This window comes from Streptomyces sp. NPDC014889, assembly GCF_043081205.1.
GTDB lineage: Bacteria > Actinomycetota > Actinomycetes > Streptomycetales > Streptomycetaceae > Streptomyces.
Genome location: NZ_JBIBWH010000018.1, coordinates 119,062 through 140,718 on the forward strand (window position 1 = coordinate 119,062; position 21,657 = coordinate 140,718).

General features: G+C 72.2%; 17 protein-coding genes and 2 pseudogenes. 11 read left to right on the top strand and 8 right to left on the bottom strand.

The window, feature by feature from the left end; all coding sequences use genetic code 11:
* Nucleotides 1-173: 173 nt before the first annotated feature.
* A complete protein-coding gene (locus ACF09J_RS30665; protein ID WP_392308711.1) occupies nucleotides 174-1,646 on the top strand; it encodes a hypothetical protein in 1,473 nt (490 codons plus the stop codon).
* 410 nt (nucleotides 1,647-2,056) lie between these two features.
* A complete protein-coding gene (gene fxsT, locus ACF09J_RS30670) occupies nucleotides 2,057-5,893 on the top strand; it encodes an FxSxx-COOH system tetratricopeptide repeat protein (RefSeq protein WP_392308712.1) in 3,837 nt (1,278 codons plus the stop codon).
* 107 nt (nucleotides 5,894-6,000) lie between these two features.
* On the opposite strand, the gene ACF09J_RS30675 is transcribed toward fxsT, so the two are convergent.
* The 4 genes from ACF09J_RS30675 to ACF09J_RS30690 all read right to left on the bottom strand — a co-directional run bounded on the left by ACF09J_RS30675 (nucleotide 6,001) and on the right by ACF09J_RS30690 (nucleotide 9,567).
* On the bottom strand, nucleotides 6,001-7,824 hold the full coding sequence (locus ACF09J_RS30675) for an HEXXH motif domain-containing protein (protein WP_392308713.1): 1,824 nt from the start codon (nucleotides 7,822-7,824) through the stop codon (nucleotides 6,001-6,003).
* A gap of 14 nt (nucleotides 7,825-7,838) precedes the next feature.
* Entirely contained in the window at nucleotides 7,839-8,033 is a 195-nt protein-coding gene (locus tag ACF09J_RS30680) for a hypothetical protein (RefSeq protein ID WP_392308714.1), read from the bottom strand.
* Nucleotides 8,034-8,152: 119 nt separating this feature from the next.
* The gene (locus tag ACF09J_RS30685; RefSeq protein ID WP_392308715.1) at nucleotides 8,153-9,259 is read right to left on the bottom strand and encodes a trypsin-like peptidase domain-containing protein; all 1,107 of its coding nucleotides are present in this window, start codon (nucleotides 9,257-9,259) and stop codon (nucleotides 8,153-8,155) included.
* A 5-nt stretch (nucleotides 9,260-9,264) separates the two neighbouring features.
* On the bottom strand, nucleotides 9,265-9,567 hold the full coding sequence (locus tag ACF09J_RS30690) for a trypco2 family protein (protein ID WP_351997171.1): 303 nt from the start codon (nucleotides 9,565-9,567) through the stop codon (nucleotides 9,265-9,267).
* A 186-nt stretch (nucleotides 9,568-9,753) separates the two neighbouring features.
* Here ACF09J_RS30690 and ACF09J_RS30695 point away from each other — a divergent pair, with 186 nt between their 5' ends.
* Both ACF09J_RS30695 and ACF09J_RS30700 read left to right on the top strand, forming a co-directional pair.
* Entirely contained in the window at nucleotides 9,754-9,924 is a 171-nt protein-coding gene (locus ACF09J_RS30695; protein WP_159024821.1) for a hypothetical protein, read from the top strand.
* 9 nt (nucleotides 9,925-9,933) lie between these two features.
* Nucleotides 9,934-11,670 (top strand): HEXXH motif domain-containing protein, encoded by a 1,737-nt coding sequence (locus tag ACF09J_RS30700; protein WP_392308716.1) that lies wholly within the window; start codon nucleotides 9,934-9,936, stop codon nucleotides 11,668-11,670.
* Nucleotides 11,671-11,692: 22 nt separating this feature from the next.
* Here the strand turns inward: ACF09J_RS30700 and ACF09J_RS30705 are convergent, their stop codons facing one another.
* On the bottom strand, nucleotides 11,693-12,346 hold the full coding sequence (locus ACF09J_RS30705; RefSeq protein ID WP_392308717.1) for a M15 family metallopeptidase: 654 nt from the start codon (nucleotides 12,344-12,346) through the stop codon (nucleotides 11,693-11,695).
* 201 nt (nucleotides 12,347-12,547) lie between these two features.
* Between ACF09J_RS30705 and ACF09J_RS30710 the strand changes: the two genes are divergently transcribed.
* Nucleotides 12,548-14,134, top strand: a complete 1,587-nt coding sequence (locus ACF09J_RS30710; protein WP_392308718.1) for a hypothetical protein — start codon at nucleotides 12,548-12,550, stop codon at nucleotides 14,132-14,134.
* Here ACF09J_RS30710 and ACF09J_RS30715 read toward each other — a convergent pair.
* Together ACF09J_RS30715 and ACF09J_RS30720 are read right to left on the bottom strand one after the other, a co-directional pair.
* Nucleotides 14,121-15,277 (bottom strand): annotated as a pseudogene (locus ACF09J_RS30715) (MFS transporter); the annotation flags it as partial. The gene ACF09J_RS30710 and the pseudogene ACF09J_RS30715 overlap by 14 nt on opposite strands.
* Nucleotides 15,159-15,632 carry a MarR family winged helix-turn-helix transcriptional regulator gene (locus ACF09J_RS30720; protein ID WP_392308719.1) on the bottom strand — a complete coding sequence of 158 codons (474 nt, stop codon included), beginning with the start codon at nucleotides 15,630-15,632 and terminating at the stop codon, nucleotides 15,159-15,161. The gene ACF09J_RS30720 and the pseudogene ACF09J_RS30715, both read right to left, overlap by 119 nt.
* Before the next feature lie 61 nt (nucleotides 15,633-15,693).
* Here ACF09J_RS30720 and ACF09J_RS30725 point away from each other — a divergent pair, with 61 nt between their 5' ends.
* Nucleotides 15,694-16,716, top strand: coding sequence for a phosphotransferase family protein (locus tag ACF09J_RS30725; protein WP_392308720.1), 1,023 nt, complete (start codon nucleotides 15,694-15,696; stop codon nucleotides 16,714-16,716).
* Between the two features lie 6 nt (nucleotides 16,717-16,722).
* A complete protein-coding gene (locus ACF09J_RS30730) occupies nucleotides 16,723-17,937 on the top strand; it encodes an acyl-CoA dehydrogenase family protein (protein WP_392308721.1) in 1,215 nt (404 codons plus the stop codon).
* Nucleotides 17,938-17,976: 39 nt separating this feature from the next.
* On the opposite strand, the pseudogene ACF09J_RS30735 reads toward ACF09J_RS30730, so the two are convergent.
* Nucleotides 17,977-18,099: pseudogene (locus ACF09J_RS30735) on the bottom strand (siderophore biosynthesis protein); the annotation flags it as partial.
* 328 nt (nucleotides 18,100-18,427) lie between these two features.
* Between ACF09J_RS30735 and ACF09J_RS30740 the strand changes: the two are divergent.
* The 4 genes from ACF09J_RS30740 to ACF09J_RS30755 all read left to right on the top strand — a co-directional run.
* A complete protein-coding gene (locus ACF09J_RS30740) occupies nucleotides 18,428-19,249 on the top strand; it encodes an Ig-like domain-containing protein (protein ID WP_392308729.1) in 822 nt (273 codons plus the stop codon).
* 64 nt (nucleotides 19,250-19,313) lie between these two features.
* Complete coding sequence (locus tag ACF09J_RS30745; RefSeq protein ID WP_392308722.1) at nucleotides 19,314-20,693, top strand: DUF3147 family protein; 1,380 nt, start codon at nucleotides 19,314-19,316, stop codon at nucleotides 20,691-20,693.
* Nucleotides 20,690-21,157, top strand: coding sequence for a DUF3147 family protein (locus tag ACF09J_RS30750; protein ID WP_392308723.1), 468 nt, complete (start codon nucleotides 20,690-20,692; stop codon nucleotides 21,155-21,157). Before ACF09J_RS30745 ends, ACF09J_RS30750 begins: the two co-directional genes overlap by 4 nt.
* Before the next feature lie 162 nt (nucleotides 21,158-21,319).
* Nucleotides 21,320-21,657 (top strand): gas vesicle structural protein GvpA (locus ACF09J_RS30755; RefSeq protein ID WP_392308724.1); only part of this gene is annotated, 338 nt, incomplete at its 3' end.

The following is a 21,657-nucleotide window of genomic DNA, read 5'->3' on the forward strand; positions in this document are numbered from 1 at the left end:
ACGGTTGTAGCCCGGTGCCCGTCCCGCCCCGGAACGCCGAAGCCGGCCGCCGTCCGCCGTCGGTTGTGGATGTTGCGGAAACCGACCCGCGTTTTCGCCGCCATGCCCCGCTCCACGGCCTTACTCTGGTCGGCACCATCAGGGAACCGCGCCGGCTGTCTGGAGGTAACGGGGTGAACGGGCGCAGTCCGGAACGGGTCCGCAACGAGCTGGTCGTCTCCATCGTGGACGCGTTGCAGGGCTCGGCCACGGTGAATCAGGCGAGCAGCCGTGAGATCTGGCGGGACATGCTCGCCGCCGAACTGGCGTCCCCAGTGGAGCCGTTCGGCGGGGACCGGCTGCGGCCCTGGCTGCTGCAGATCGTCATGGCGTGCACCGAGGTGGGCGACGGGCTCGCCTGTCTGGTGAGGTCGCTGGAGTACGTGGAACAGCAGTCGACGACGGTCGCCACGCTGTGGCCGCTGGTGGACGAGTGGGAGGCCGTCGACTTCTTCAACCACGCCGACCTGCGTGCGTTGCGGCCCGTCCTGCTGTCGATGAGCTCCCCGGACCTCGCGACCATGGCGCGTCGCGCGAGCCGGTCCCGGGTGCAGGAACTGCCCTCCTGGTGCCGGACGGGGTGGCAGGTCTTCCTGCGGCTCGCGGGAGAGAACTCCCCGAACGGTGAACTCCCGCCCAGCATGGCCTTCCTCGCGCTCTGTGCCGACCGGCTGGTGGCGGACAGCCGGGCCGACGCCGCCGAGGTGCTGCGCCGCTTCACCCGCAGCCAGGCCCACACCCTGCGGCTGGACGGCGCGCTGGCGGACTGGCAGCACTCGGAGTTCCCGCAGGCCGCGCCGTCGCTCGTGCCGGCGTATCTGATGATCCAGTTCGAGCCGGACCGGATCGAGGCGGACCGCTTCTACCTGTCGCACTGGCGCCAGTCCGACCCGGAGGGCTGGCACCCCGTACCGGGCGAGACCGTCCACCTGCGCCGGGAGGAGCTCCCCGGTGCGGTGGAGAGGCTGGTGGAGGAGGTCGAGCAGAGGTGGGCCGACCTGCGGCAGCCGGTCCTCCTGGAGTTCATCCTGCCGTGGGAGCTGCTGAACGAGCCCGTCGAGTGGTGGCCGAAGGAGTCCGACTCCGACTCGCCCACCCCGCTGGCGCTGGACTACCCGGTGGTGGTGCGCAGCCTGGAGCGCCTGCAGCGGACCGCGTGGCACCGGACCTGGCACAACAAGTGGCGGCAGCTTCGGGAGCGCCCCGCGGACAGCCATCCGCACTGGAGCCGTCCGGGACAGGACTCGGCCTACTTCTTCCATCTGGAACGGGAGCTGAAGGAGGACCGGTACGCGGTCTGCCTGGTGCTCAGCGAGCCGCCGGGCGACGACTCGGGTACCGGACGGCGGGAGGTCCTGGCCGGGTTGCGGGCCGGCGTACCCGCCATGGTCTGGCACCGCAGCGACTGCGCGGATCCGTCGTTCCACGACGCCATCGGCGAAATACTGCAGGACCGGGGGCTCGGCAGTCTGGCGGAACGCGTCGGAAAGTGGCGCAAAGAGGCCCTGGCGCTCGGACCCGAGGCCTGGGACCAGCATGTGGGCCGCCACCTGGCCATTCTGCTCGACGACCCCGAGCGCAAGCCGGGGCCGCCCGGGCCGGCGTAGCGGCCGTGACCCCGCGGACCGGGGCACAGGCCGAGGCCGGCCTGCGGCGATCACCGGTGCGCGGTCGTATTGCGACGGTCTTGCGCAGGGGGTTGACGGGGTGCCAGGCTGGTGGTCGGGACGGCCCCGGCGGGCGTCCCGCGCACTCCACACCACCGGGGGCGCGTTCCCGACAGTCGACTTGTGATCCCTCCCGTCATCCCCCTGGTGGACATCCGTCTTGCACCGCGCGCAGACGACTGCCAGGCTTGGCAACGTGGATGTCACGCATGCCCGCGGACTGCGGGACTCCTCCTGCGCCCTTCTTCCGTGCTCGGGCAGCGCTGGACGCTCCGAGGGCGCTCATGCAGCATGACGACGGCCCACGGCCAGCATCGACAACGGCGCCTGACGAGGCGTCGTTCGAGGGTGTGCTGCATGCCCTGAGCGGACTGGCACCGTCGGACCCGGCCGATCGCCCGGCCGTTCTGCTCGTCGTCGACGACCACGTGAGCATGCGCGTCTGGGAGGACACGATCGGCCGGCTGGCCGACGGGCTCGCCCGTCAGGAGCGGCTGGGCCGGACCACCACCGTGCGGCTGCTGAGTTCGGACGACACCGAGCCGACCCGGATCCGGCTGGATCACCTGCCCCCCAGCGCCGACCGGCACCGGGTGGTGCTGGTGCTGACCGACGGCCTCGCCGCGGGCTGGCGGGCGGGCGCGGTGCTGCCGCTGCTGCGGGAACTCGGCCGGTCCGAGCCGCTCGCCGTGCTGCACCTGCTGCCGCAGCGGCTGTGGTTCCGCACCGGCCTGGACGTGCACCGCATGCACCTGACGGCGACACATCCCTGGGCGCCGAACGACTCTTTACGGTGGGAGCTGCGCACCTCCCCCCTCGAACCCGTCGAAGACGCCACCGCCCGGGCCGGCGTGGTGCCGGTGCCCGTCCTGGAGGCGACCGAGCGCTCCCTGTCCTGCTGGGTCGACCTGGTGGCCGGCCGCGGGTCCGGAGGGACGGAGATGTCCGGCGTCCGGGCCCGTGACTGGAAGCGGCGACCGGACGCCGCGCGGGCGGTGCCCTGGGTGCACGACGTCCCCGACCCCGACAGCGCCGTCCCCGCCCGGGAACGCGTCTCGGACTTCCGCGCCGCCGCCTCTCCCACCGCCTTCGCGCTCGCCACCCGGCTGGCGGCGGCACCGCTGACACTGCCGGTGATGGCGGCGTTGACCGCGTCCGTGCCGGGCGCCGGACCCGCCCACATCACCGAGCTGCTGATGAGCGGGCTGGTGCGGCCGGCGAGCGGGGACGCCGAGCGCGCCGCAGGCGTGGCCTTCGCCTTCGGTCCGGACAACCGCCAGGAGTTATTGGCGCTGTCCCGCCGCCGTGACACCGTCCGGGTGCTGCACGACGTACGGGCGCTGATCGCCCCGGAGGGCACCGAGCCGGTCCGGCGGGGCGCCGGCGACCCGCCCGAGGCGGCCCCCGTCCCGCCGGTGACCGGGCGCAACGTCGCCTTCCTGCGCGTCGAACTGGCCGCGCTGCGCGCCCTGTCCGGACGCTTCCTGCCACAAGCCGAGCGGCTCGCCCGCGCACTGCGCGAGTACGACCGCGAGAACACCGTGAGCCTGCGCAAGGGCGCTGGCCCCCGCCCCGGGCGCACAGCCCCTCGCGCGCAAGAGACAACTGCAGAAGGAGCCACGGCCATGTCCACCACGCAGCAGGAACCCGCGGTGGAGAGCGGGCGTTCGACGCAGCCGCGCGTCTGGGGCAACATCCCCCCGCGCAATCCGAACTTCACCGGCCGCGTGGATCTTCTGGAACGGCTGAGCGAGCGCCTGCGGGAGGGTGCGACGACGACCGTGCTGCCGGAGGCCATCCACGGCATGGGCGGCGTCGGCAAGACCCAGCTGGCCATCGAGTACGCCTACCGGCACCAGTCCGAGTACGACATCGTCTGGTGGATCCCCGCCGAGCGCCCCGGCCAGATCGGCCAGGCCCTGGTCGAACTCGCCCAGCGGCTCGGCCTCGTCACCACCTCCGAGGCCAACATCGCCGGACCCGCGGTGCGCGAGGCGCTGCGTGAGGGACGGCCGTACTCCCGCTGGCTGCTGATCTTCGACAACGCCGACAGTCCCGAGCGGGTCCGCGACTACTTCCCCACCGGGGGCAGCGGCACCATCCTCGTCACCTCACGCAACCGCCGCTGGAGCGTGGTCGGCCCCTCCCTCGAGGTCGACGTCTTCACCCGGGAGGAGAGCAAGGAACTGCTGCGCCGCTCCGGTCCCGACGATCTGGACGACGCCGACGCGGACCTCCTCGCCGACGCCCTCGGCGACCTCCCGCTCGCCCTTGAACAGGCCGCGGCCTGGCGGGCGGAGACCGGGATGCCGGTATCGGAGTACCTGCGGCTGTTCGAGCACAAGCGCAGCGAGCTCCTCGAGGTGTCCCCGCCGCCGGACTACCAACTGCCGGTCGCCGCCGCGTGGAACGTCTCCCTCGACCACCTCGAGACCCGCAGCCTCACCGCCCTGCGCCTGCTCCAGCTCTGCTCCTACTTCGCGCCGGACCCCATTTCCCGCTCCATCTTCTCGGGTCTCGGCGGCTCCACGATCGACCCCGAGCTGGACAGGGCACTCAACGACCCGATGCGGCTGGCCCGCGCCATCCGGGAGATCAACCGCTACTCCCTCGCCCGTATCGACCACCGGACCAACTCGATCGAGATGCACCGCCTCGTGCAGGCCGTGCTCATCAACCGGATGTCCCCCGCCGAACAGAAGCGCATGCGCGACGGGGCCCACACACTGCTCGCCGCCGCCGACCCGAAGGGGCCCAGCCTGTCGGCCAACTGGCCGCGCTACGCCGAGCTCTACGGCCATGTCATTGCCTCCGGCGCGGTCGAGTCCGACCAGCCGTGGGTCCGCCAGCTCGTGCGGAACATCGCCAGATACCTCTGGTACTGGGGAGACCACAAGGTGGCCCGCGAGTTCACCGAACAGGTCTGGGAGACCTGGCAGCGGCTGTTCGGCGAGGAGGACCAGCAGACCCGCCTGATCGGATGGTGGCTCGGCTTCCTCTACCTGAAGGGGGGCCGGCACGACGACGCGTCCCGGATCGCCGCCCAGCTCAAGGACGTCTACGCCCGCACGGCGCCCCCGGACCGCGAGGACACCCGTGAGGACGCGCTGGAGACGATGAACCTGGACGCGGCGGTGCGCCGTGTCCAGGGCGACTTCGTCACCGGCGCCGAACTGGACCAGACGGCCTACGACCGGGCCCGCCGCGCCTTCGGCGAGGACGACCCCGCCACGCTGACCACCGCCCACAACCTGGGGGTGAGCCTCCGGCTGGTCGGCGAGTTCCAGCGCGCGCTGGAACTGGACCGGCGCACGCACGCGCTGAAGTCACGGCTGTTCGGCCGTGATCACCAGCAGTCGCTGATGACCGAGGCGAGCATCGCCATCGACGTCCGTGAGACCGGTGACTACGTCGGCGCACGGTCTCTGCAGCAGGCGGTCGTCGACGGCTATCGCACTCTTTTCGGGCCCCGCAACCCCGCGACCCTCCAGAATCTCCGGCAGCTCGGCGAGTCCTGCCGCAAGGAGGGCGACCACGCCACCGCGCTGGAGTTGGCGCGCGAGGCGTTCAGCCAGTTCACCCGTCGCTACGGCGACACCCACCCGGAGTCCCTGACGGCCGCGCTCACCCTGGCGATGGCGTTGCGGCACAACGGCGAGCTGGAGGCGGCCCGCGACCGCGGGGAGAGGGCGTGCGAGCGGTTCCGCCGGCTCTTCAGGAGCGACCATCCGCATGTCCTGGCGGCCGACATCGACCTGGCGGTGACCTACCGGCAGCTCGGCCGGGTCGAGGAGGCCAAGGGGCTGGACGAGGCGGCGCTCCGGTCACTGACCGAAGGCCTCGGGGAGAGCCATCCGACCGCGCTGGCCTGTGCCATCAACCTGGCGAGCGATCTGAGCGCGCTGGGGCGGGCCGACGACGCCCGCGAACTCGGCGAGAGGACGATGGGGTTGTGCACGGCGAGGCTGGGTGAGGACCACCCCACCACGCTGGTGTGCGGGGCCAACCTCGCCCTGGACCTCATCTCCGTCGGCCGGGATGCGGAGGGGGAGGCACTGCACGCGGATGTCGTGAGCCGTTTGGAGCGCGTCCTGGACGAACCCCGTCCGGCCGGCCCCCACCCGGCGACGCTCCAGGTGCGGGCCCGGGAGCGGGCCAACTGCGACATCGATCCGATCCCGCTGTGAGGTGACGGGCCCACGGCCCGAGGTGCCGCTCCCGCCGCGGGGGCGGCACCCCCGCGTCCGGTCGGCTCAACCCTGTCCGGCCTGTCCGGCCTGTCCGGCCCGTCCGGTCAGTGCGCTGCGGACGGCGGTGAGCCGAGCCACGTGGCCAGGTGGACGGGGTCGGGTGGGGTGCCGGTGGCGCGGAGCACGGCCTCGTGCAGCGCGCGGGCCCGTTCCGGGTGGTGAGTGAGCAGGCCGGCCGCGGCCGGGTGCGTGTCCGACGCGGCGAGGGCCCGGCCGAGGCCCGCCCAGGCGCCGGCCCGTCCGGGCTCCACGGCCAGCTGGGTCAGGTACGCCTGACGGGCCGCGGCGGCGTCGCCGGCTGCCAGCAGGGCGTCACCGGCCAGTGCTCCGGTGACCCGTGCGGCGGCCTTTTCCGGTTCTTCGGAGTGCCGGGCGTCGTCCGCGCCGCCGAGGCGGTGGCGGACGAGCATGGCCAGACTGTCCAGCCATCGCGCGGAGGGATCGGGCACCACCTCCGGCTCGGACGCCAGGGCGCCGGGCGGTCCGCCCTCGCCGGCCAGCCAGGCCCGTAGGGCCTCGTCCACGGCCGCCGGGGAGGGCCGTAGATGATGGGCCCGCCAGCGCGCCGCATGGTCGGCCACGCAGAGCCGGGCCGACGCCAGGTGGTCCTCGGGTACGGGCTCGGCGAGCCACCGCGCGCAGCGGTCGCGGAGCGTGTCCAGCAGGGTGGCGCCGAGCGGGGTGAGGCGTGGATGGCGGTGGATCTGTTCCATGGCCGTGGCCACGTGGGCTCGCCACAGGGCGAACTCGAAGTGTGCCGTCGCGGCCCGTGCTCCGGTGGAACGGCGGTGGGCACGCCAGAAACGGGTGACGCCCACGAAGGCGTAGATGCCCTGGAGGAGTCCTTCGAGCGGGCGGGGGTCGTCCCGCCAAGGCGCGTACCACAGCTCCGTACCGCTGTCGGCGTCCTGGGTGGCAAGTGGTGCCAGGTGCAGCAGACCGCCCATCTTGGTGTGCTGGAACTCGTGCACGAGCGTGACGGCCAGTTGGACGGCGTCGTCCGGCTCCGATGCCTCGATGCCGCCGAACGCGTCACCTGACGACACGCTGCGTGGCCGAAACCTTTCCCTTGCCGGGGTGGGACTGAGGGACAGCACGCCCCGGCGCATCGCGGCGGCCGTCTCGGGCCGGTCCCGCAGCAGCACCCTCCAGGACCGTTCCAGCGTCCGCCGCCACCGCGCCGCCGCCTCCTCGGGCAGCGGGTGCGGCTCGGTCGGCTGCGGATACGTCCGGTACGGGTCGACGTCGTCCAGGGCGACTTCCAGCCGCATGTCGGCCGGGCCGACCGCGAGCCGGCGTACCGGATGCCACCCCGGGCCCGCCGAGCCGGGCGGCATCGGTACGGCGACCGTGTGCTCCACCGTCCGGACCACGGCACGTCCGGCTTCGGCCCGCACGGTGGCCGTCGTCCACGGTTCGGCCGAGGGCAGTTCGGCGCAGCCCAGGGTGGGCAGGGGAACCCTGCCGTGCCGGACCGGTACCTCGATGCTGAAGTCGAGCTCCGCGCGCAGCGCGGCCGCGGCGGCCAGCGCACGGACATGGCCGAGCACCACGGCCTGCGGCGGCTCGTCCTTCTCCGCGGTGCCGGCGCGCAGCCGACGCAGCACGGTGGCGAGCCACATCCCGGTCTGCGGATACATGAGCAGCTCGTCGACGACCGCGGGGGCGCGGCGCTGAGCGGCAGTGAGCAGATCCCACGCCGGACCCAGGTCCGTGGCGTCGTCGAGCATCCGTAACAGCAGCAGCCGGCGGCTGCGTTCGGCCGCGGTCAGGAGATCCACGGTCGCCGGACCGCCCTCCCCGCGGGCCAGTTCGGCAAGGCTGCCGGGCGGGACACGGTGATGCGGCAGGAACGGCTCAGCGCTCATGGGCGGCCCCGTCGTCAGTGGAGACCCCCTTTGCCGCCTCCTCCTCCTTCTCCGAAGCCGGAGACGCTGGCCAGCGGGTGATCGATCCCGTGCTGCAGTTCCTGAAGCGACGTGGCGAGAAATCGACTGTCAATGGAGCGCAGTGCTTCAAGAGACACCCCCGCGAGATCGACAAGGCTGGACTCGACGGCGGCCGCAGACGACTCCATGACGGCCAAACCCCTTCCCCCCGGTTGCAAGTGCGGATACGGGCTGCTCACATCCCCCTGATAATCGCCCGCCGTAGCCTGGATGAAACACGACATCCGAGCGGTGCCGCCATATCGGGTCAGCGGTCGCCACCGCCGCCGCGGTGGCGCCGGGACAACCGCGCCGCCTCCTCGTCGAGGCGGGCCACCCCTGCGGAGTCGCCCTCCATCAGCCGTATCGCTTCCATGAGTTGGTCCAATGTTCCGGGATAGCGCAGGCAGGTGCGCAGGATCCCGAACACGTCCGGACGCAGCGCCGGTGAGCGGGGGCTCATGGCCGCGATCACCGGATCGATACTGCCCAGCACCAGCGCCAGGGTGGTGCGCTCGCTCACCGTGGGCAGTGCGGTCAACGCGCCGGCCAGTCCGTCGAGTTCCCGCAGCGGCACGTCGTCCGGCAGGTGCGCCAGGCTGCCGGGGCCCGCGGTGCCGGTCGAGCGGGCGGTCGGCTCCAGCGGTGACGCGGGCAGCCCAGCGTACCGGTGCAGCAGGGCGAGGTCGGCCGCCGGCAGCAGCTCGTACCAGCGGTCCGCGCGGACGGCGGCGAGGCGGCCCAGGCCGTCCGCGCGGTGGTGGGCGCTGACCAGCCCGATGAGCGTGTCGGCGTGCCAGACCGCCGCGCCGGACATGCCCTCCCAGGGGGAGCGGTCGGGTTCGGGGTCCGACCGCGGTGGGGTGACCGCGAGTTCGAGGGTGCCCTCGCGACGGTTCGACAGCACCGAGATCATCCCGGTGGCGTGGCAGGAGTCGCGGTACTGGGAAGGCGAGCCGTCGTCGAGCCGGCGCATCCGGTCCTCGCGCAGCTTGAACCGCGGGAAGCCCAGCGCGCTGCACGGCAGCAGTTCGTCCGTGTCGGGTACGGCGCCGTACGCGGGCGGCTCGGTCACGGCCGCGTGGACACCGGGTGGCACGGGGCCGGTGAGTTCCAGGAGCGCCACATCGGCCTTCTCGGAGGCCAGCACCACGCGCGCGGGCGCGGTCCACTCGTCGGGGCGGTCGGCTTCGAACCGTACGTCCACCCGGGGCCGGTCCGCCTCGGCGGCGCCGACGACATGCGCGGCGGTGAGGACGTGCGACGGGCCGACGCGGTAGCCGGAACCCCGCCGTCCGCCGCCGCGTCCCTCCGGCCGTCGCACCAGCACCTCCGCCACGCGTACCGGATCCAGTCCCCGGCGTTCCCGGGTCACCGCGCTCAGCGCTCGCCCTCGGCCTCGTCGCCGCCCACCCACGGCGCGCGTCCGCCACCGCTGCGCGTGCGCGGATCGAGTGTCAGCTTCACCCGGTGCGTGACGCTGTCCGCCAGCCTGCCGTCCGCGCCGGTCTCCACCACCCAGAAGCGGATCTTCCCGCCCGCCGTCGCGGACCGCTCCACGACGACGGCCGCCTCCAGCTCCACCGGACCCACCTCGAAGTACAGGTCCTCCCCCTGCGCCGCGGTGCGGGCCGCGGTGAGCTCACGGCGCAACTCCTCTATCAGTTCGGCAAGTTCAATCACGCCCGCTCCTTACCCGGAACGTTCTTCCTTCACTCGATCCGGGTGGATTCCGCCTTCTGGAGCCGCGTAACGCCGTGGATGCATTAGGGTCGTGCCGCGGCCTGAAAAGTGTTGAAACCGTGAGGAAGTGGCACACATCAGGCGTTCTTCGCATCACTTCACTTTCACTGTCATGGGGACGGCGTCATGGAGAAGACCGGAGTCGAGTCGGAGCTGATCGACCTCAGCGGCGTCCCGTTGGACATCTGGCCGGACCTGGAGCTGCCGTCCGCCGAGGGCTCCATGCGGCGCCTCCTCAGCCGTATCGACGACCCGGCCGGCAGCCTCGGCGGCTACAACCCGCAGCGCGACGAATAGGCACCTTCCATGCACCAGACGGCCCGACCCCACGTCCTGTCACCGCAGTCGTTCGACGAGCTGCTGGGCGGAGGGGGAGGCCCCGCGGCGGTGGACGCCCTGCGCGCGAGCGAGCGCAGCTGGCGGCTGCTCGTCGTACGGGCCCTGCTGGACGCGGCCGCGACGGCACCGACCGGTCCCCTGCCTCCGCTGGACGAGGGCTGGCGCCTGTTGGCGCGAGCCTGGTCCGCGGCTCCGCTGGAGGTGGAGCGACTGCTGTCGTATCCGGCCGTCGGCATGTGGTCGGCGCACACACTGCGCCGGCTGAGAGGCACCGCCGACCACGACGCCCCCCTGTGGGCGGAGACGGGGCACCTGCACGCACTCGCCGCGAGCGCGGCGGTCCGCGCCGGTCTGGAGTTCCGTACCGGCATCCCGGTCCGGCACGGCTGGGCCGTCCTGCCCGCGCTCGGGGCCATGCGGGTGCCCGGCGGCCCGGACTGGACCGTGGCCGAGGTGTCCGCCCGCGACGGGGACGTGCGGGTCGCGGGCGGCGGGCTGGGCGAACCGGGCTGGCATGCACCGGCCGAGTTGCGCGCCGAGGGGTGCACGCTGCTCCTGGACGACATCGACCCTTACCGCGCCCTGCGCACACCGGGCGTTCCCGAGCCGCTCGGCTCCACTGCCCAGTGGCAGGAGCTGTTCGGCGCGGCCTGGGCGATCCTGCACGCCACCGACCGGGAGGAGGCTCGCGCGCTGGCGGACGGACTGGTTTCCGTGGTCCCCCGCCCGCGCTCCGAGCGGTTCCGGCCGCACAGCGCCTCCTCCGGCGACGCCTTCGGCACGGCGGTGGCGTCGGTTCCCGACGACGGCGAGCAGTTCGCCTCGACGCTGGTCCACGAGTTCCAGCACAACAAACTCAGCGCGTTCATGCACCTGTTCACCCTGTACGAGGACCCGGAGGCCCGGCTGTACTACGCCCCCTGGCGGGACGACCCCCGACCGCTGGGCGGGCTGCTCCAAGGGGTGTACGCGTTCTTCGGAGTCACCGCCTTCTGGCGGCGGCGCGACCATCCCCTCGGACGGTTCGAGTACGCGCTGTGGCGAGCCCAGACGGCGCACGCGCTCCGCACGATCCACCGGGCGGACGGGCTCACCGGCCTGGGGCGGCGCCTGGTGGACGAGCTCGCGGGGCGGCTGGAGCCGTGGCTCGCGGAACCGGTGGACGCGCGGATCCGCGCCGCGGCGGACTTCGCGGTCGCGGACCACCGCGCGACCTGGCGGGCGTACCACCTGCGACCCGAACCGGGCGCGGTCCGGGCCCAGGCGGCGGCCTGGCCCCACGAGGCCCGGTCCGTCGCGCGGCGCCACGAGCCGACGCTCGTCGCCGGGCGGCCCGTGCGGGGCTTCGACACGCGGGCGGTGCTGCTGAGGTGGCTGCTGGCGGACCCGGCGGGGTTCGGGAAGCTGCGGGACGACCCCGGCGCCACGGTGAGCGGTGCGCGGCCCGAGGACATCGACCTCGTCACGGGCCGTACGGCCGAGGCACTGCGCGCCTGCCACGCGCGCGTCGTCCGGGGCGAGGGCGACCCCGAGACCTGGGTGGGACTGGGCCTCGCCGCCCGGGCCGAAGGGGACCCCGCCGGTGAGGGACTGCTCGCCCACCCGGAGCTGGCCGCGGCCCTGTACACCGAACTCGACGGACGGGCCGGCCCACTGGAGCTGGGCCGCGTGCTCGCGTCCCGCGCGTCGATCACGGTGGCGTAGCGGTCGCCCTGGTTCAGGGGGCTCAACTCAGTTCGCGCGGTCCGTACATGGCACTTCCGGCTCCGGTCGAAAGTGCCCAGTAGCGGTCGCCGAAGGACCAGTGCCACCACTCTGTGGGGTAGTTGACGAGGCCCACGGAGGTGAGCGCGTCACCGAGCGCCCGGCGGTTGGCCCGAGCCTCGGGGCCGATGGTGACGGCGTCCGTGCAGCACGCGCCGTCGCTCTCCTCAGGAGTGGCGTTCACCCGTGTTCCCATGTCGAGCTCTCGCCCGTCGGCGGAGACGAGGGTGAGGTCGACCGCGGCGCCCGCGCTGTGCGGGGCGATCTCCGGTGGCGACACGTACCGGCTGGCGGCCTCGCGGAGCCGCGTGGGCGACCAGTGCGGATTTCCGGCACGCAGTTCACCGGCGTAGGACTCGAAGTACTCGCGCTGCAGGGCGGGTGGCCGGTACCCCTCGATGAACAGCAGCCGGATGCCGTCCGGAAGCAACTGCTGAGCCTTGACAAGACGGTTCAGGAGCCCTTCTCGCAGATAGGCGAACGCTCCCGTGTCATCGGTCTTGCGGGGGTCGACGGCAAGGGATCCGTCCAGCCGGACGTCAACAAGTGGTTCGCCGCACTCGGCTATCGGGATTGCCGCGATCCTCGGATCCGACATCAGCACGAACTCGTTCATGCACGCATCATTGCCGTCCCGTACTCAGCGGTCGCTGTTCTGCGTGGCCTTTGGCCGAAAGGCGGCTGCCGGCGGGCTGGTGGGCCCCCGTTGTTGATTTGGGTCCTGGTATGGGCCTCTGAGCCCTGTCTCTGGGCCCGGGGGTCGTCGTTACGGTTCGGTCCCGGGGATCCGACCGGGCAAGCCACGACGAGGTGACGCGTGAACCGCAGCGAGCGAATACGCCGAGGAGTACGCACGAGCACGGGGCAGACGGCAGTCGAGTACCTGGCGATGCTCGGTCTCGTCACCCTCGTGGTCGGCGCGATCGTCGGTGCCGTCATCGGGGGCGACATCTCCAGCTCGGCACACCGGCAGATCTGCCGGGTCGTGGGGACCGGCGGTGACTGCGGTGACGACAACGATGTCGGCGACGGCGACGAGCAGGCCGGTGACGGCGAGCCCGTCGAGCCTGCCGCCGCCCCCGCCGACGACCCCGGCGGCGAATCCCATGGCGACTCCGAGGGCGGCAAGGGGAACGCGCTTCCCGATCTGTGCTTCGAGCCGAAGGAACGGGCGTCGAAGTCGTCGGTCTCGGTGCCGGGCAACGGGCCCGTCAGCACGGCGGCCGCCTGGGGCTACTCCTGGCTGGTCAACTTCGTCATCGACAAGGTCAACAACGAGAAGAACAAGGAGAAGCGGGTCCAGGAAGCGCTCGCCGACCTCGCCTACTGCCTCCCCGACTACAACATCGTCATCGCACAGCCGCACGAGGGCAATCTGCAGCAGATGGACGGTGCGGCGCTGATCGAGACCGTCAGCATCAGCGGCACGACGTACCGCGTCTACGCGTTCAAGACGGGCACGTTCACCTGGGCGGACGACGCCGACCTCGGATGGAAGAACCGCGCGTTCCACGGCGTGTTCGACGTCAGCGAGGACCGCCGCACCGTCACGTTCCGGGAGCCGCCCCGCCCCAAGCGCAAGGAGGGCTGGAAGCCCGGTGACGAGGGGTGCGAGATCGAGGGGGAGGAACTGCCCGACCGGAGCCGGTACTACGACACCTATTCGCCGCTGGACAACGAGGCGTCCGCTCAGGCCGTCCGGATGCTCGTGAACGACATGCGCCGCTGCTACCCCGACTACAACGTGGTCGCGATGCACTCGGAGCAGTCGTCGCACTGGGTCGAGGAGCCGGATTCGTTCGTCCATCACGGCAGGTACCGGCTGAACTCCAGCGAGTACCACGATGACGAGAAGGGGGACGACATCGCCTCGGGCCGGGCCGTGTTCGACGTCTACGTCTTCGACAAGGGGACGTTCAGCAACGACGGCGACGGCGGCTACACCAACTGGGCCTTCTACGGCGACTTCAGCCGCGACGGCTCGAAGGTGACCTTCGAGCAGCCGGAACCCGCCGACCTGGACGCCGATTCCGTCCCCACCGCAGCGGGCGCGGTCAACTTCAACGACGGGACGCCGAAGTACAAGGACGGCGGGCCGTACCCCGGTACCGACTACTCCGGTGACGTGCCGGGCGACAGCGCGGAGTTGATCCGTTCGCTGATCGACGAGTACGGCCGCAGCTTCCCCGGCACGAACATCATCGCGGTGAAGTCGTTCAACGACCTGTCCTTCTCGGGGGTGTCCGGTCTCGAGCACCTCGCGGTGGTGCACGGTGTCGACGTGTTCTCCATCGACGAGGGAACCATCTCCAACAACGGTGACGGCGGCTGGCAGAACTGGGGCTTCGCCGGCACCTTCGAGCGCGCCGGGGACTCGAAGGAGGTGAGCTTCAGCAGCCACTGAGGAGCGGGCTCCGCTCCCGTGCGGTCCACGTCGCTGCCGGGGCCAGGCGGCCCAGTGTGCGGTCGTAGAGGCTCAGCAGGAGGTAGAGCACTCCGGCGCCGATCATGATCCACGCGAGGTGGTGCATGCCGCCGGTGTCGGCGCTGTGCCCGAACGACGCGGCGGTCGCGGAGGAAGCGGTCATCGAGCCGATGTGGGCGAAGGTCCGCAGCAGTCCGGCCGAGGAGGCCGTACGCTCGGGATCGGCCCGGAAGTACACGGAGTTCTGCAGGGCCAGGGTGTTCAGACCCTGCGGCAGACCGAAGACCATGGCGACAAGGAGCAGCATCCACACGGCGCTGCTCCCGGTGAGCGTCAGCATCAGCACGCAGGCGGCGATCTGCCCGGCCGCGCCGAGCAGCAGCTTGCCGCGCACGCTCTTGCGCCGCCCGGAGACGATGGAGACACCGATCGCCGTCACGAACATGGGCATCTGCGCCAGACCCGCGTGGAAGGGCGTCAGCCCGTAGCCGTCCTGGGTCCACTGGGTGAAGCCGTAGAGGAAGCGGTAGGCGACGACGTAGGCGACCAGCGCCCGCCCGTAGGTGGCCAGCAGCGGGGTGTTGCCGCCGAGCACCCGCAGGTCGATGAACGGCGTGGCGGCCCGCAACTCCCGCACCGCGAACGCGGCCCCCGCCGCCGCGACGATCAGCAGCAGGTACCAGGTGTCCGGGTGCGGGTTCATCAAGAACAGCAGCAGGGCGACGAGCATCCCGGCGAACAGGCCCATGCCCGGCAGGTCGAGCTGGGCGGCGATCCGCCCTCGCCGCGGCGCCTCGCCGGTGCCGGCCTTGCGGGGCAGCCGCCACAGTCCGAGCAGCACGGCCGCGAGCGCCAGGGGCACGTTCACCGCGAAGGTGGCACGCCAGCCACCCACGGAGATCAGCAGGCCCCCAGCAGCGGCCCGATCACGGAAATCGTCTGATTGGCCACGGCCAGAAGGGTCAGCACCCCGGCGGGGCTGTCCTTTCCGGTGCGCTTGGCCTCACTGCGCAGCAGGGCCATGGCGGAGGGATAGCCGGCACACGTGCCGAACCCGAGCAGAACGCGCGCGGCGATCAGCACCCCCAGGTCCGGGGCCAGGACGCCCGCGACGCCGACGAGAGCCCTCCGCGGTCAGCGCGATCAGCCGGCGCCGCCCGTCGTCCGGGTCGGGGCTCTTCTTCAGCAGCCCCGTCTCCGTCATCGCGCTGACGGTCGCCGCCATCGACTGGTGCCGTACCCCTTCCTCGGCGGCGAGATCGCTGACCGTCACGCCCTCCTTGGCGGACAGGCGCACCATGACCGACGCCTGCGCCAAGGTGAGGTCCTCCACCTCGGAGGCCTTCAGTACAGCCAGCCTGTGTAAGCTCCCGCGTCTCCGGGCGCCGCGTTCTGATCGCGCGGCTCCCGCAGGCGTCGCGGCGGCGGCGTCGGCACACGGGTGGCACGCGGGTGGCATACGGGCACTGGACGGCATACCGACCAGTCGGCATGATGGTGCGGTCACCTTGACGCCGCCTCGTCCTTCAGGAGCCACGATGAGCCCCGACCACCCGCCAGGACTCGATCTCGACCGGTTGCGCGGGCTGCTCGACCGGGAGCGGCCCGGCCTGGTGCGGGGCCCGTTGACCGGCCGGCTGATCGAGGGCGGACGGTCGAACCTCACCTACGCGGTCTCGGACGGCACCTCGCGGTGGGTCGTGCGGCGACCCCCGCTGGGCCATGTCCTGGCCACCGCGCACGACATGGGGCGCGAGCACCGGGTGATCAGCGCCCTGCACCCGACGGACGTGCCGGTGCCGCGCCCGGTGCTGCTGTGCGAGGACGAGGACGTGCTCGGCGCGCCGTTCTACGTCATGGAGTTCGTCGAGGGCACCCCCTACCGCACCGCGCGGCAGCTCGTCCCACTGGGCGAGGAGCGCACCCGTGGCGCCGTGCTGTCCCTGGTGGACACCCTCGTCGAGCTGCACGCGGTGGACCCGGCCGAGGTGGGTCTCGCCGGATTCGGCCGCCCCGAAGGCTTTCTGGACCGGCAGCTCCGGCGCTGGGGCAAGCAGCTCGCGGCCTCCCGCGACCGCGAGCTGGCCGGGGTCGACGAGCTGCACGCGGCACTCGGGCGCGCGCTGCCCGCCTCGCCCGCCCCGGCCGTCGTGCACGGCGACTACCGCCTCGACAACGTGCTGCTCGGCCCGGACGACCGGATCACCGCGGTGCTCGACTGGGAGATGTCCACGCTCGGCGACCCGCTGACCGACCTGGGCCTGCTGGCGATGTACAGCACGCCGCTCGGCATGCCCGCCTCGCCGGTGTCCACCACCGCCGAGGCCCCGGGGCACCCGTCCGCGGCGGAACTCGTCGAGCGGTACGCCGAACGCTCGGGGCGGGACGTCTCGGCCGTCTCCTGGTACACGGCGTTCGCCTGGTTCAAGCTCGCCGTGATCCTGGAGGGCATCCACTACCGGTACACGCTCGGCCAGACGGTCGGGCGGGGCTTCGACCGCATCGGCGACCTCGTCCCCGTCTTCATCGACCACGGACTGACGACTCTTCAGGAAGGCTGACCCGACATGGACTTCGCGTTCGACGCGCGCACCGAGGAGCTGCGTGCCAGGCTCCTGGCCTTCATGGACGAGTACGTACACCCGGCCGAGGCGGTGGCCGAGGAGCAGCGGGCCGCGCTCGCCTCCCCGTGGGACACCCCGGCCGTGGTGGAGGAGCTGAAGGCCGAGGCGCGCAGGCAGGGGCTGTGGAACCTCTTCCTGCCGGACGCCGAGTACGGCGCCGGGCTGACCAACCTCCAGTACGCCCCGCTCGCCGAGATCACCGGCCGCTCCCCGCACCTGGCACCCGTCGCGCTGAACTGCGCGGCGCCCGACACGGGCAACATGGAGGTGCTCGCGCAGTTCGGCGACGAGTGGCAGCGCAAGCAGTGGCTCGAACCGCTGCTCGCGGGCGAGATCCGTTCGGCGTTCGCGATGACCGAGCCGGAGGTGGCCTCCTCGGACGCCACGAACATCACCACGCTCATCGAGCGCGAGGGCGACGAGTACGTCATCACCGGCCGCAAGTGGTACATCTCCGGCGCCATGAACCCCGACTGCAAGATCTTCATCGTGATGGGCAAGACCGATCCGGACGGCCCGGACATCCGGCGTCAGCAGTCGATGGTGCTCGTGCCGCGCGACACACCCGGCGTCACCGTCCGGCGCGCGATGCGGGTCTTCGGGTACGAGGACCACTCCCACGGCGGCCACGCCGAGGTGGTCTTCGACCACGCACGCGTGCCCGTCTCCCACCTGGTCGGTGAGGAGGGGGGAGGATTCGCCATCGCCCAGGCCCGGCTCGGACCGGGCCGTATCCACCACTGCATGCGGCTGATCGGCATGGCCGAGCGGGCGATCGAGCTGATGTGCCGCCGGGCGGTGTCCCGCACCGCCTTCGGCAAGGCGCTGGCCCAGCAGGGCCTGGTCCACAACTGGATCGCGGACGCGCGGGTCACCGTCGAACAACTGCGGCTGCTGGTGCTGAAGACGGCCTGGCTGATGGACACCGTCGGCAACAGGGGCGCGCACACCGAGATCCAGGCCATCAAGATCGCCACGCCGCGTGCGGTGGTCGGCATCCTCGACCGGGCCATCCAGTTGCACGGCGCGGGCGGGTTCAGCCAGGACCTCCCCCTCGCCGAACTGTACGCGGCCGCGCGCACGTTGATGATCGCCGACGGTCCGGACGAGGTCCACCAGCGCTCGCTGGCACGGCGCGAGTTGAAGAAGTACCTGTGATGTGGGGAGGTCGGGGCCGGAGCCGGTGCGGCACCCGGGTCACGCGGGGAGCGCCGCCTCGCGCGTGCGGAAGGCCAGTTGCGCCCTCTTCTCCTGCAAGTACACGTCCGGCAGGTCCACTTCGGGCAGGGTGACGACGGGTCCCGCGGTGAAGCCCTCGCGTCCCGGCGACAAGGGCGTCACCAACCCGGTGACGACCGTGAACGGCCGGCTCGAGCCGGTCCGCGGCTACTACGAGAACGCCACCTTCGGCCGGGACGTCTACAACGTCGTGCCCAGCCGGGCCATCGACCCCACCCGCATCTTCTTCGACAAGGATCTCTACGACGTCTTCGTCACCGACAGCGGCCACACCGCGCGGACGCCCTCCGAGAACGCGCAGAAGGTCATCGCCGACTTCGGCTTCCTGACCGAGTCGTACAACGGCTCGGTCAACCCGGCCAAGCACGCCAGGTTCGGCGGTCTGGAGCAGTCGGGCATCGACCTCAAGGTGCCCGCTGCGCCGGCCCTCAAGGCCACCCCCGGCACCGGGAAGCTCGCACTGACCTTTGACCGCCCCGGGCGCAGCGGGTCTGCCGGTCACCGACTACCGCGTCACGCTCACCCGCGCGGACGGCACCGTCGTGGCGGCCAAGGACGTCCCGGCCACGACCACGTCGTACACGTTCAGCGGTCTGGCCGACGGCAAGTACACCGCCACGGTCGCCGCCGCCAACCTCAACGGCACCGGCACCGGCACCGGCACCCCGGCCACCTGGACCGCGACCTCACCGTCAAGTCGGCGAGCACCACGAAGGCGAGCGCCGCGGCGACCGCGTACGGCAAGGCGCCGAAGGGCGTCGTGCCCAGCGGCAAGGTCACGGTCAAGGAGGGCTCCAGCACCCTCGGGACCGGCACGCTCAACTCCTCCGGCAAGGTCACCGTCGGCCTGTCGAACCACCTGAAGGTCGCGACCCACAAGCTGACCGTCTCCTACGCCGGCGACAGCAAGCTCAACACGTCCTCGGCGACGGTCTCGCTGAAGGTCACCAAGGCGGCGCCGTCGGTCGCCGTCACCCGGCCCGCCTCGGTCAATCACACCGCCCGCGCCGAGGTCACCGTGAAGGTCGCCGCGACCGGCACCACGCCGGCCGGCACCGTGCGCGTCTACGAGGGCTCCAAGGTGATCGCCACCGGCACGCTGAAGTCCGGCAAGGTGACCATCACCCTGCCGAAGCTGAGCCGCGGCAAGCACACGCTGCGCGCGTTCTACGTGGGCTCCTCGACGGTGAACGCGAAGAACAGCGCGAACTTCACCATCAAGTCCACCTGACCCCGCTGCCGGGGAGGCCGCCGCGACGGCGGCCTCCCCGGCGGTACGTGAAAACCCACGACCCATGAAGGAGGCGGGCCGCCGTGACGGTCGCCGTACAGACCACCCCCGCACCGGCCCTGCTCCGGACCCGCGTCCGGAGCGTCCCGGCCGTCCGCCACATCGCCCGGCGCTCGCCCTGGGCACGGCCCCGGTCTCCCAGACCGACCAGCAGGGCAGGCTGCTGGCGCCCGGCACGCCGGTCGCCCTGATCGACGTCCCCTCGCTGCGCCTGCGCCAGGTGGTCCTGGAGGGAACCGACTCCGCCGTCATGACCGACGGCCCCGGCCACCGTCGCGACACCCCGATGCCCGGGCAGGCCGGCACCAGCGTGCTGATGGGGCGGGCGGCCGCCTACGGCGGTCCGTTCGGGCGGCTGGCCGACCTCGCCGAGGGTGACAGGTTCACGGTGACGACCGGCCAGGGCGAGGCGAAGTACCAGGTCGCCGGCGTACGGCGGGCCGGAGACCCGGCGCCCGCCCCGCTCGCCTCCGGCCGGGGCCGTCTGGTGCTGGCCACGGCCACCGGCGCCGGCTACATGCCGGGCGGCGTCCTGCGCGTCGACGCGGACCTGGTGTCGGCGCCCTTCGAGACCCCGGCGGCCGTGATCAGGCCCGGCACGCTGCCGGAGGCCGAGCAGCCGCTCGCCCGGCCCTCCGGGGTGCCCTGGCCGCTGGTGATGTGGCTCCAGGCCCTGCTGGTCGCGGCCGTCGCCGCGGTATGGACCTGGCACCGGTGGGGCCGCCACCAAACTACCCGCCGTGACCGACGCCACCGACTCCCTGACCGACACGGTCGTCCTGCCCGCCGTCACCGCCGTCCCCGCCGTCCCGGACGGGCCCGCGACCGCTCCCGCGACGCTCGAAGCCCGCACGGCGTCGGCGTGGTTCGGCAGCCACCAGGTGCTGAGCCGGGTGTCGCTGACGATGCCCGCCGGCCGGGTCACCGCCCTGATCGGCCCCTCCGGCTGCGGCAAGGTATACGTCCGGGCAGCGCGCGTTCGACGCGCTGCCCGCGTGGGTCGTTGCGCGAGCGCCGCCTCGCCATTGAGGTTGTCAGGATGAAAACCCTGCTCGAGATCGTCCTGAAGCCTTTCATCGGTGGTCTGCTCGTGGTGGGTTTCGCCCTGGTGGCCGAAGCCGTCCAACCCAAGCGGCTGGCCGGGATCTTCGCCGCCGCCCCCTCGGTGGCGCTGGCCGGGCTGATCCTGACGGTGGTGTTCAAGGGCGACCTCGACGCGGCCACCGCGGCACGGGGCATGGTCGCCGGAGCGCTGGCGTTCACCGCCTACTGTCTCGTCGAGGTCCCGGCGCTCGCCCGGTTCGGAGCCGTGCGCGGCTCCGCGGTGGCCCTGGTCGTGTGGTTGGCGGCCGCGGCCGCCATCGCCTTCGCGGTGGCGCCGTGAGGCGATCGCCGCGGCCCGCGGGCGGGCGCGGACAGGGGGCCGGGGACGACGACCGGGTGCGGGTGGACCTGCGGGCCGCCGCGCGCACACCGCGCAAGGACCTGCTCCTCCGGTTCGGCTTCGGCGCGGGCGTGTCACTCCTGGCGGCCGTCGTCTCACGGCTGTTCGGGGCGTACGTCGGCGGCGTCTTCCTCGCCTTCCCCGCCATCCTGCTGGCCAGTCTGACCCTGGTGGCCGAGGAGGAGGGGCTCAGGAGCGCCCGCGACGACGCCCGTGGCGCGGCGCTCGGCACCCTGGGGCTGACGGCGTTCGCCGTGGTCGCCACGGTGCTCCTCCGTCACCACTCGGCGTGGCTCGCGCTCGGCGCCGCGACGGCGGCGTGGCTCGTGGTGTCGCTCGGCGCCTACGCGCTCGCGCGAGCGGCGGGGTACGGGGGCGAGGAACGCTCCACGGCGGACAAGTGACGGAGAGCGCCCGGCCGGCCGCCCGCGCAGGTTTGGCCGGGCGGCTCGCGGCCACCCGGGTGACGAGGTCGAACCCGACCCGCGGGGGCAGTTCACCGGTCACCGGCGTCCGGCCCCTCAACCATGCACACACAGCGGACACGGATGGGAGGCCCGGTTGGCATGACCGTTGTCCCGGCACAGACGTCCGGTGGCGGAGGCGGCAGCAGCGGCCTGTACGACGTCCTGGAGCTTGTTCTCGACAGGGGGCTGGTGATCGACGCGTTCGTGCGGGTCTCGCTGGTCGGTATCGAGATTCTGAAGATCGATGTGCGGGTCGTCGTCGCGAGCGTCGACACGTATCTGCGGTTCGCGGAGGCCTGCAACCGGCTCGATCTCGAGGCTGGTCCCCGGAAGGCTCCGGGGCTGCCCGATCTGGTGGGTGAGGTCACCGAGTCCGGTGCGCGCGGCAAGGCGAAGGGGGCGTTGTCGGGTGCGGCGCAGACCGTGTCGGATGCCTT

Bases quoted from the DNA above. Each gene is read 5' to 3' on its own strand.
- ACF09J_RS30675 (WP_392308713.1), bottom strand. From the start codon at position 7,824: ATGAGCGCTGAGCCGTTCCTGCCGCATCACCGTGTCCCGCCCGGCAGC.
- ACF09J_RS30695 (WP_159024821.1), top strand. From the start codon at position 9,754: ATGGAGAAGACCGGAGTCGAGTCGGAGCTGATCGACCTCAGCGGCGTC.
- ACF09J_RS30725 (WP_392308720.1), top strand. From the start codon at position 15,694: ATGAGCCCCGACCACCCGCCAGGACTCGATCTCGACCGGTTGCGCGGG.
- ACF09J_RS30680 (WP_392308714.1), bottom strand. From the start codon at position 8,033: ATGGAGTCGTCTGCGGCCGCCGTCGAGTCCAGCCTTGTCGATCTCGCG.
- ACF09J_RS30730 (WP_392308721.1), top strand. From the start codon at position 16,723: ATGGACTTCGCGTTCGACGCGCGCACCGAGGAGCTGCGTGCCAGGCTC.
- ACF09J_RS30720 (WP_392308719.1), bottom strand. From the start codon at position 15,632: ATGCCGTCCAGTGCCCGTATGCCACCCGCGTGCCACCCGTGTGCCGAC.
- ACF09J_RS30700 (WP_392308716.1), top strand. From the start codon at position 9,934: ATGCACCAGACGGCCCGACCCCACGTCCTGTCACCGCAGTCGTTCGAC.
- ACF09J_RS30745 (WP_392308722.1), top strand. From the start codon at position 19,314: ATGAAGGAGGCGGGCCGCCGTGACGGTCGCCGTACAGACCACCCCCGC.
- ACF09J_RS30705 (WP_392308717.1), bottom strand. From the start codon at position 12,346: ATGAACGAGTTCGTGCTGATGTCGGATCCGAGGATCGCGGCAATCCCG.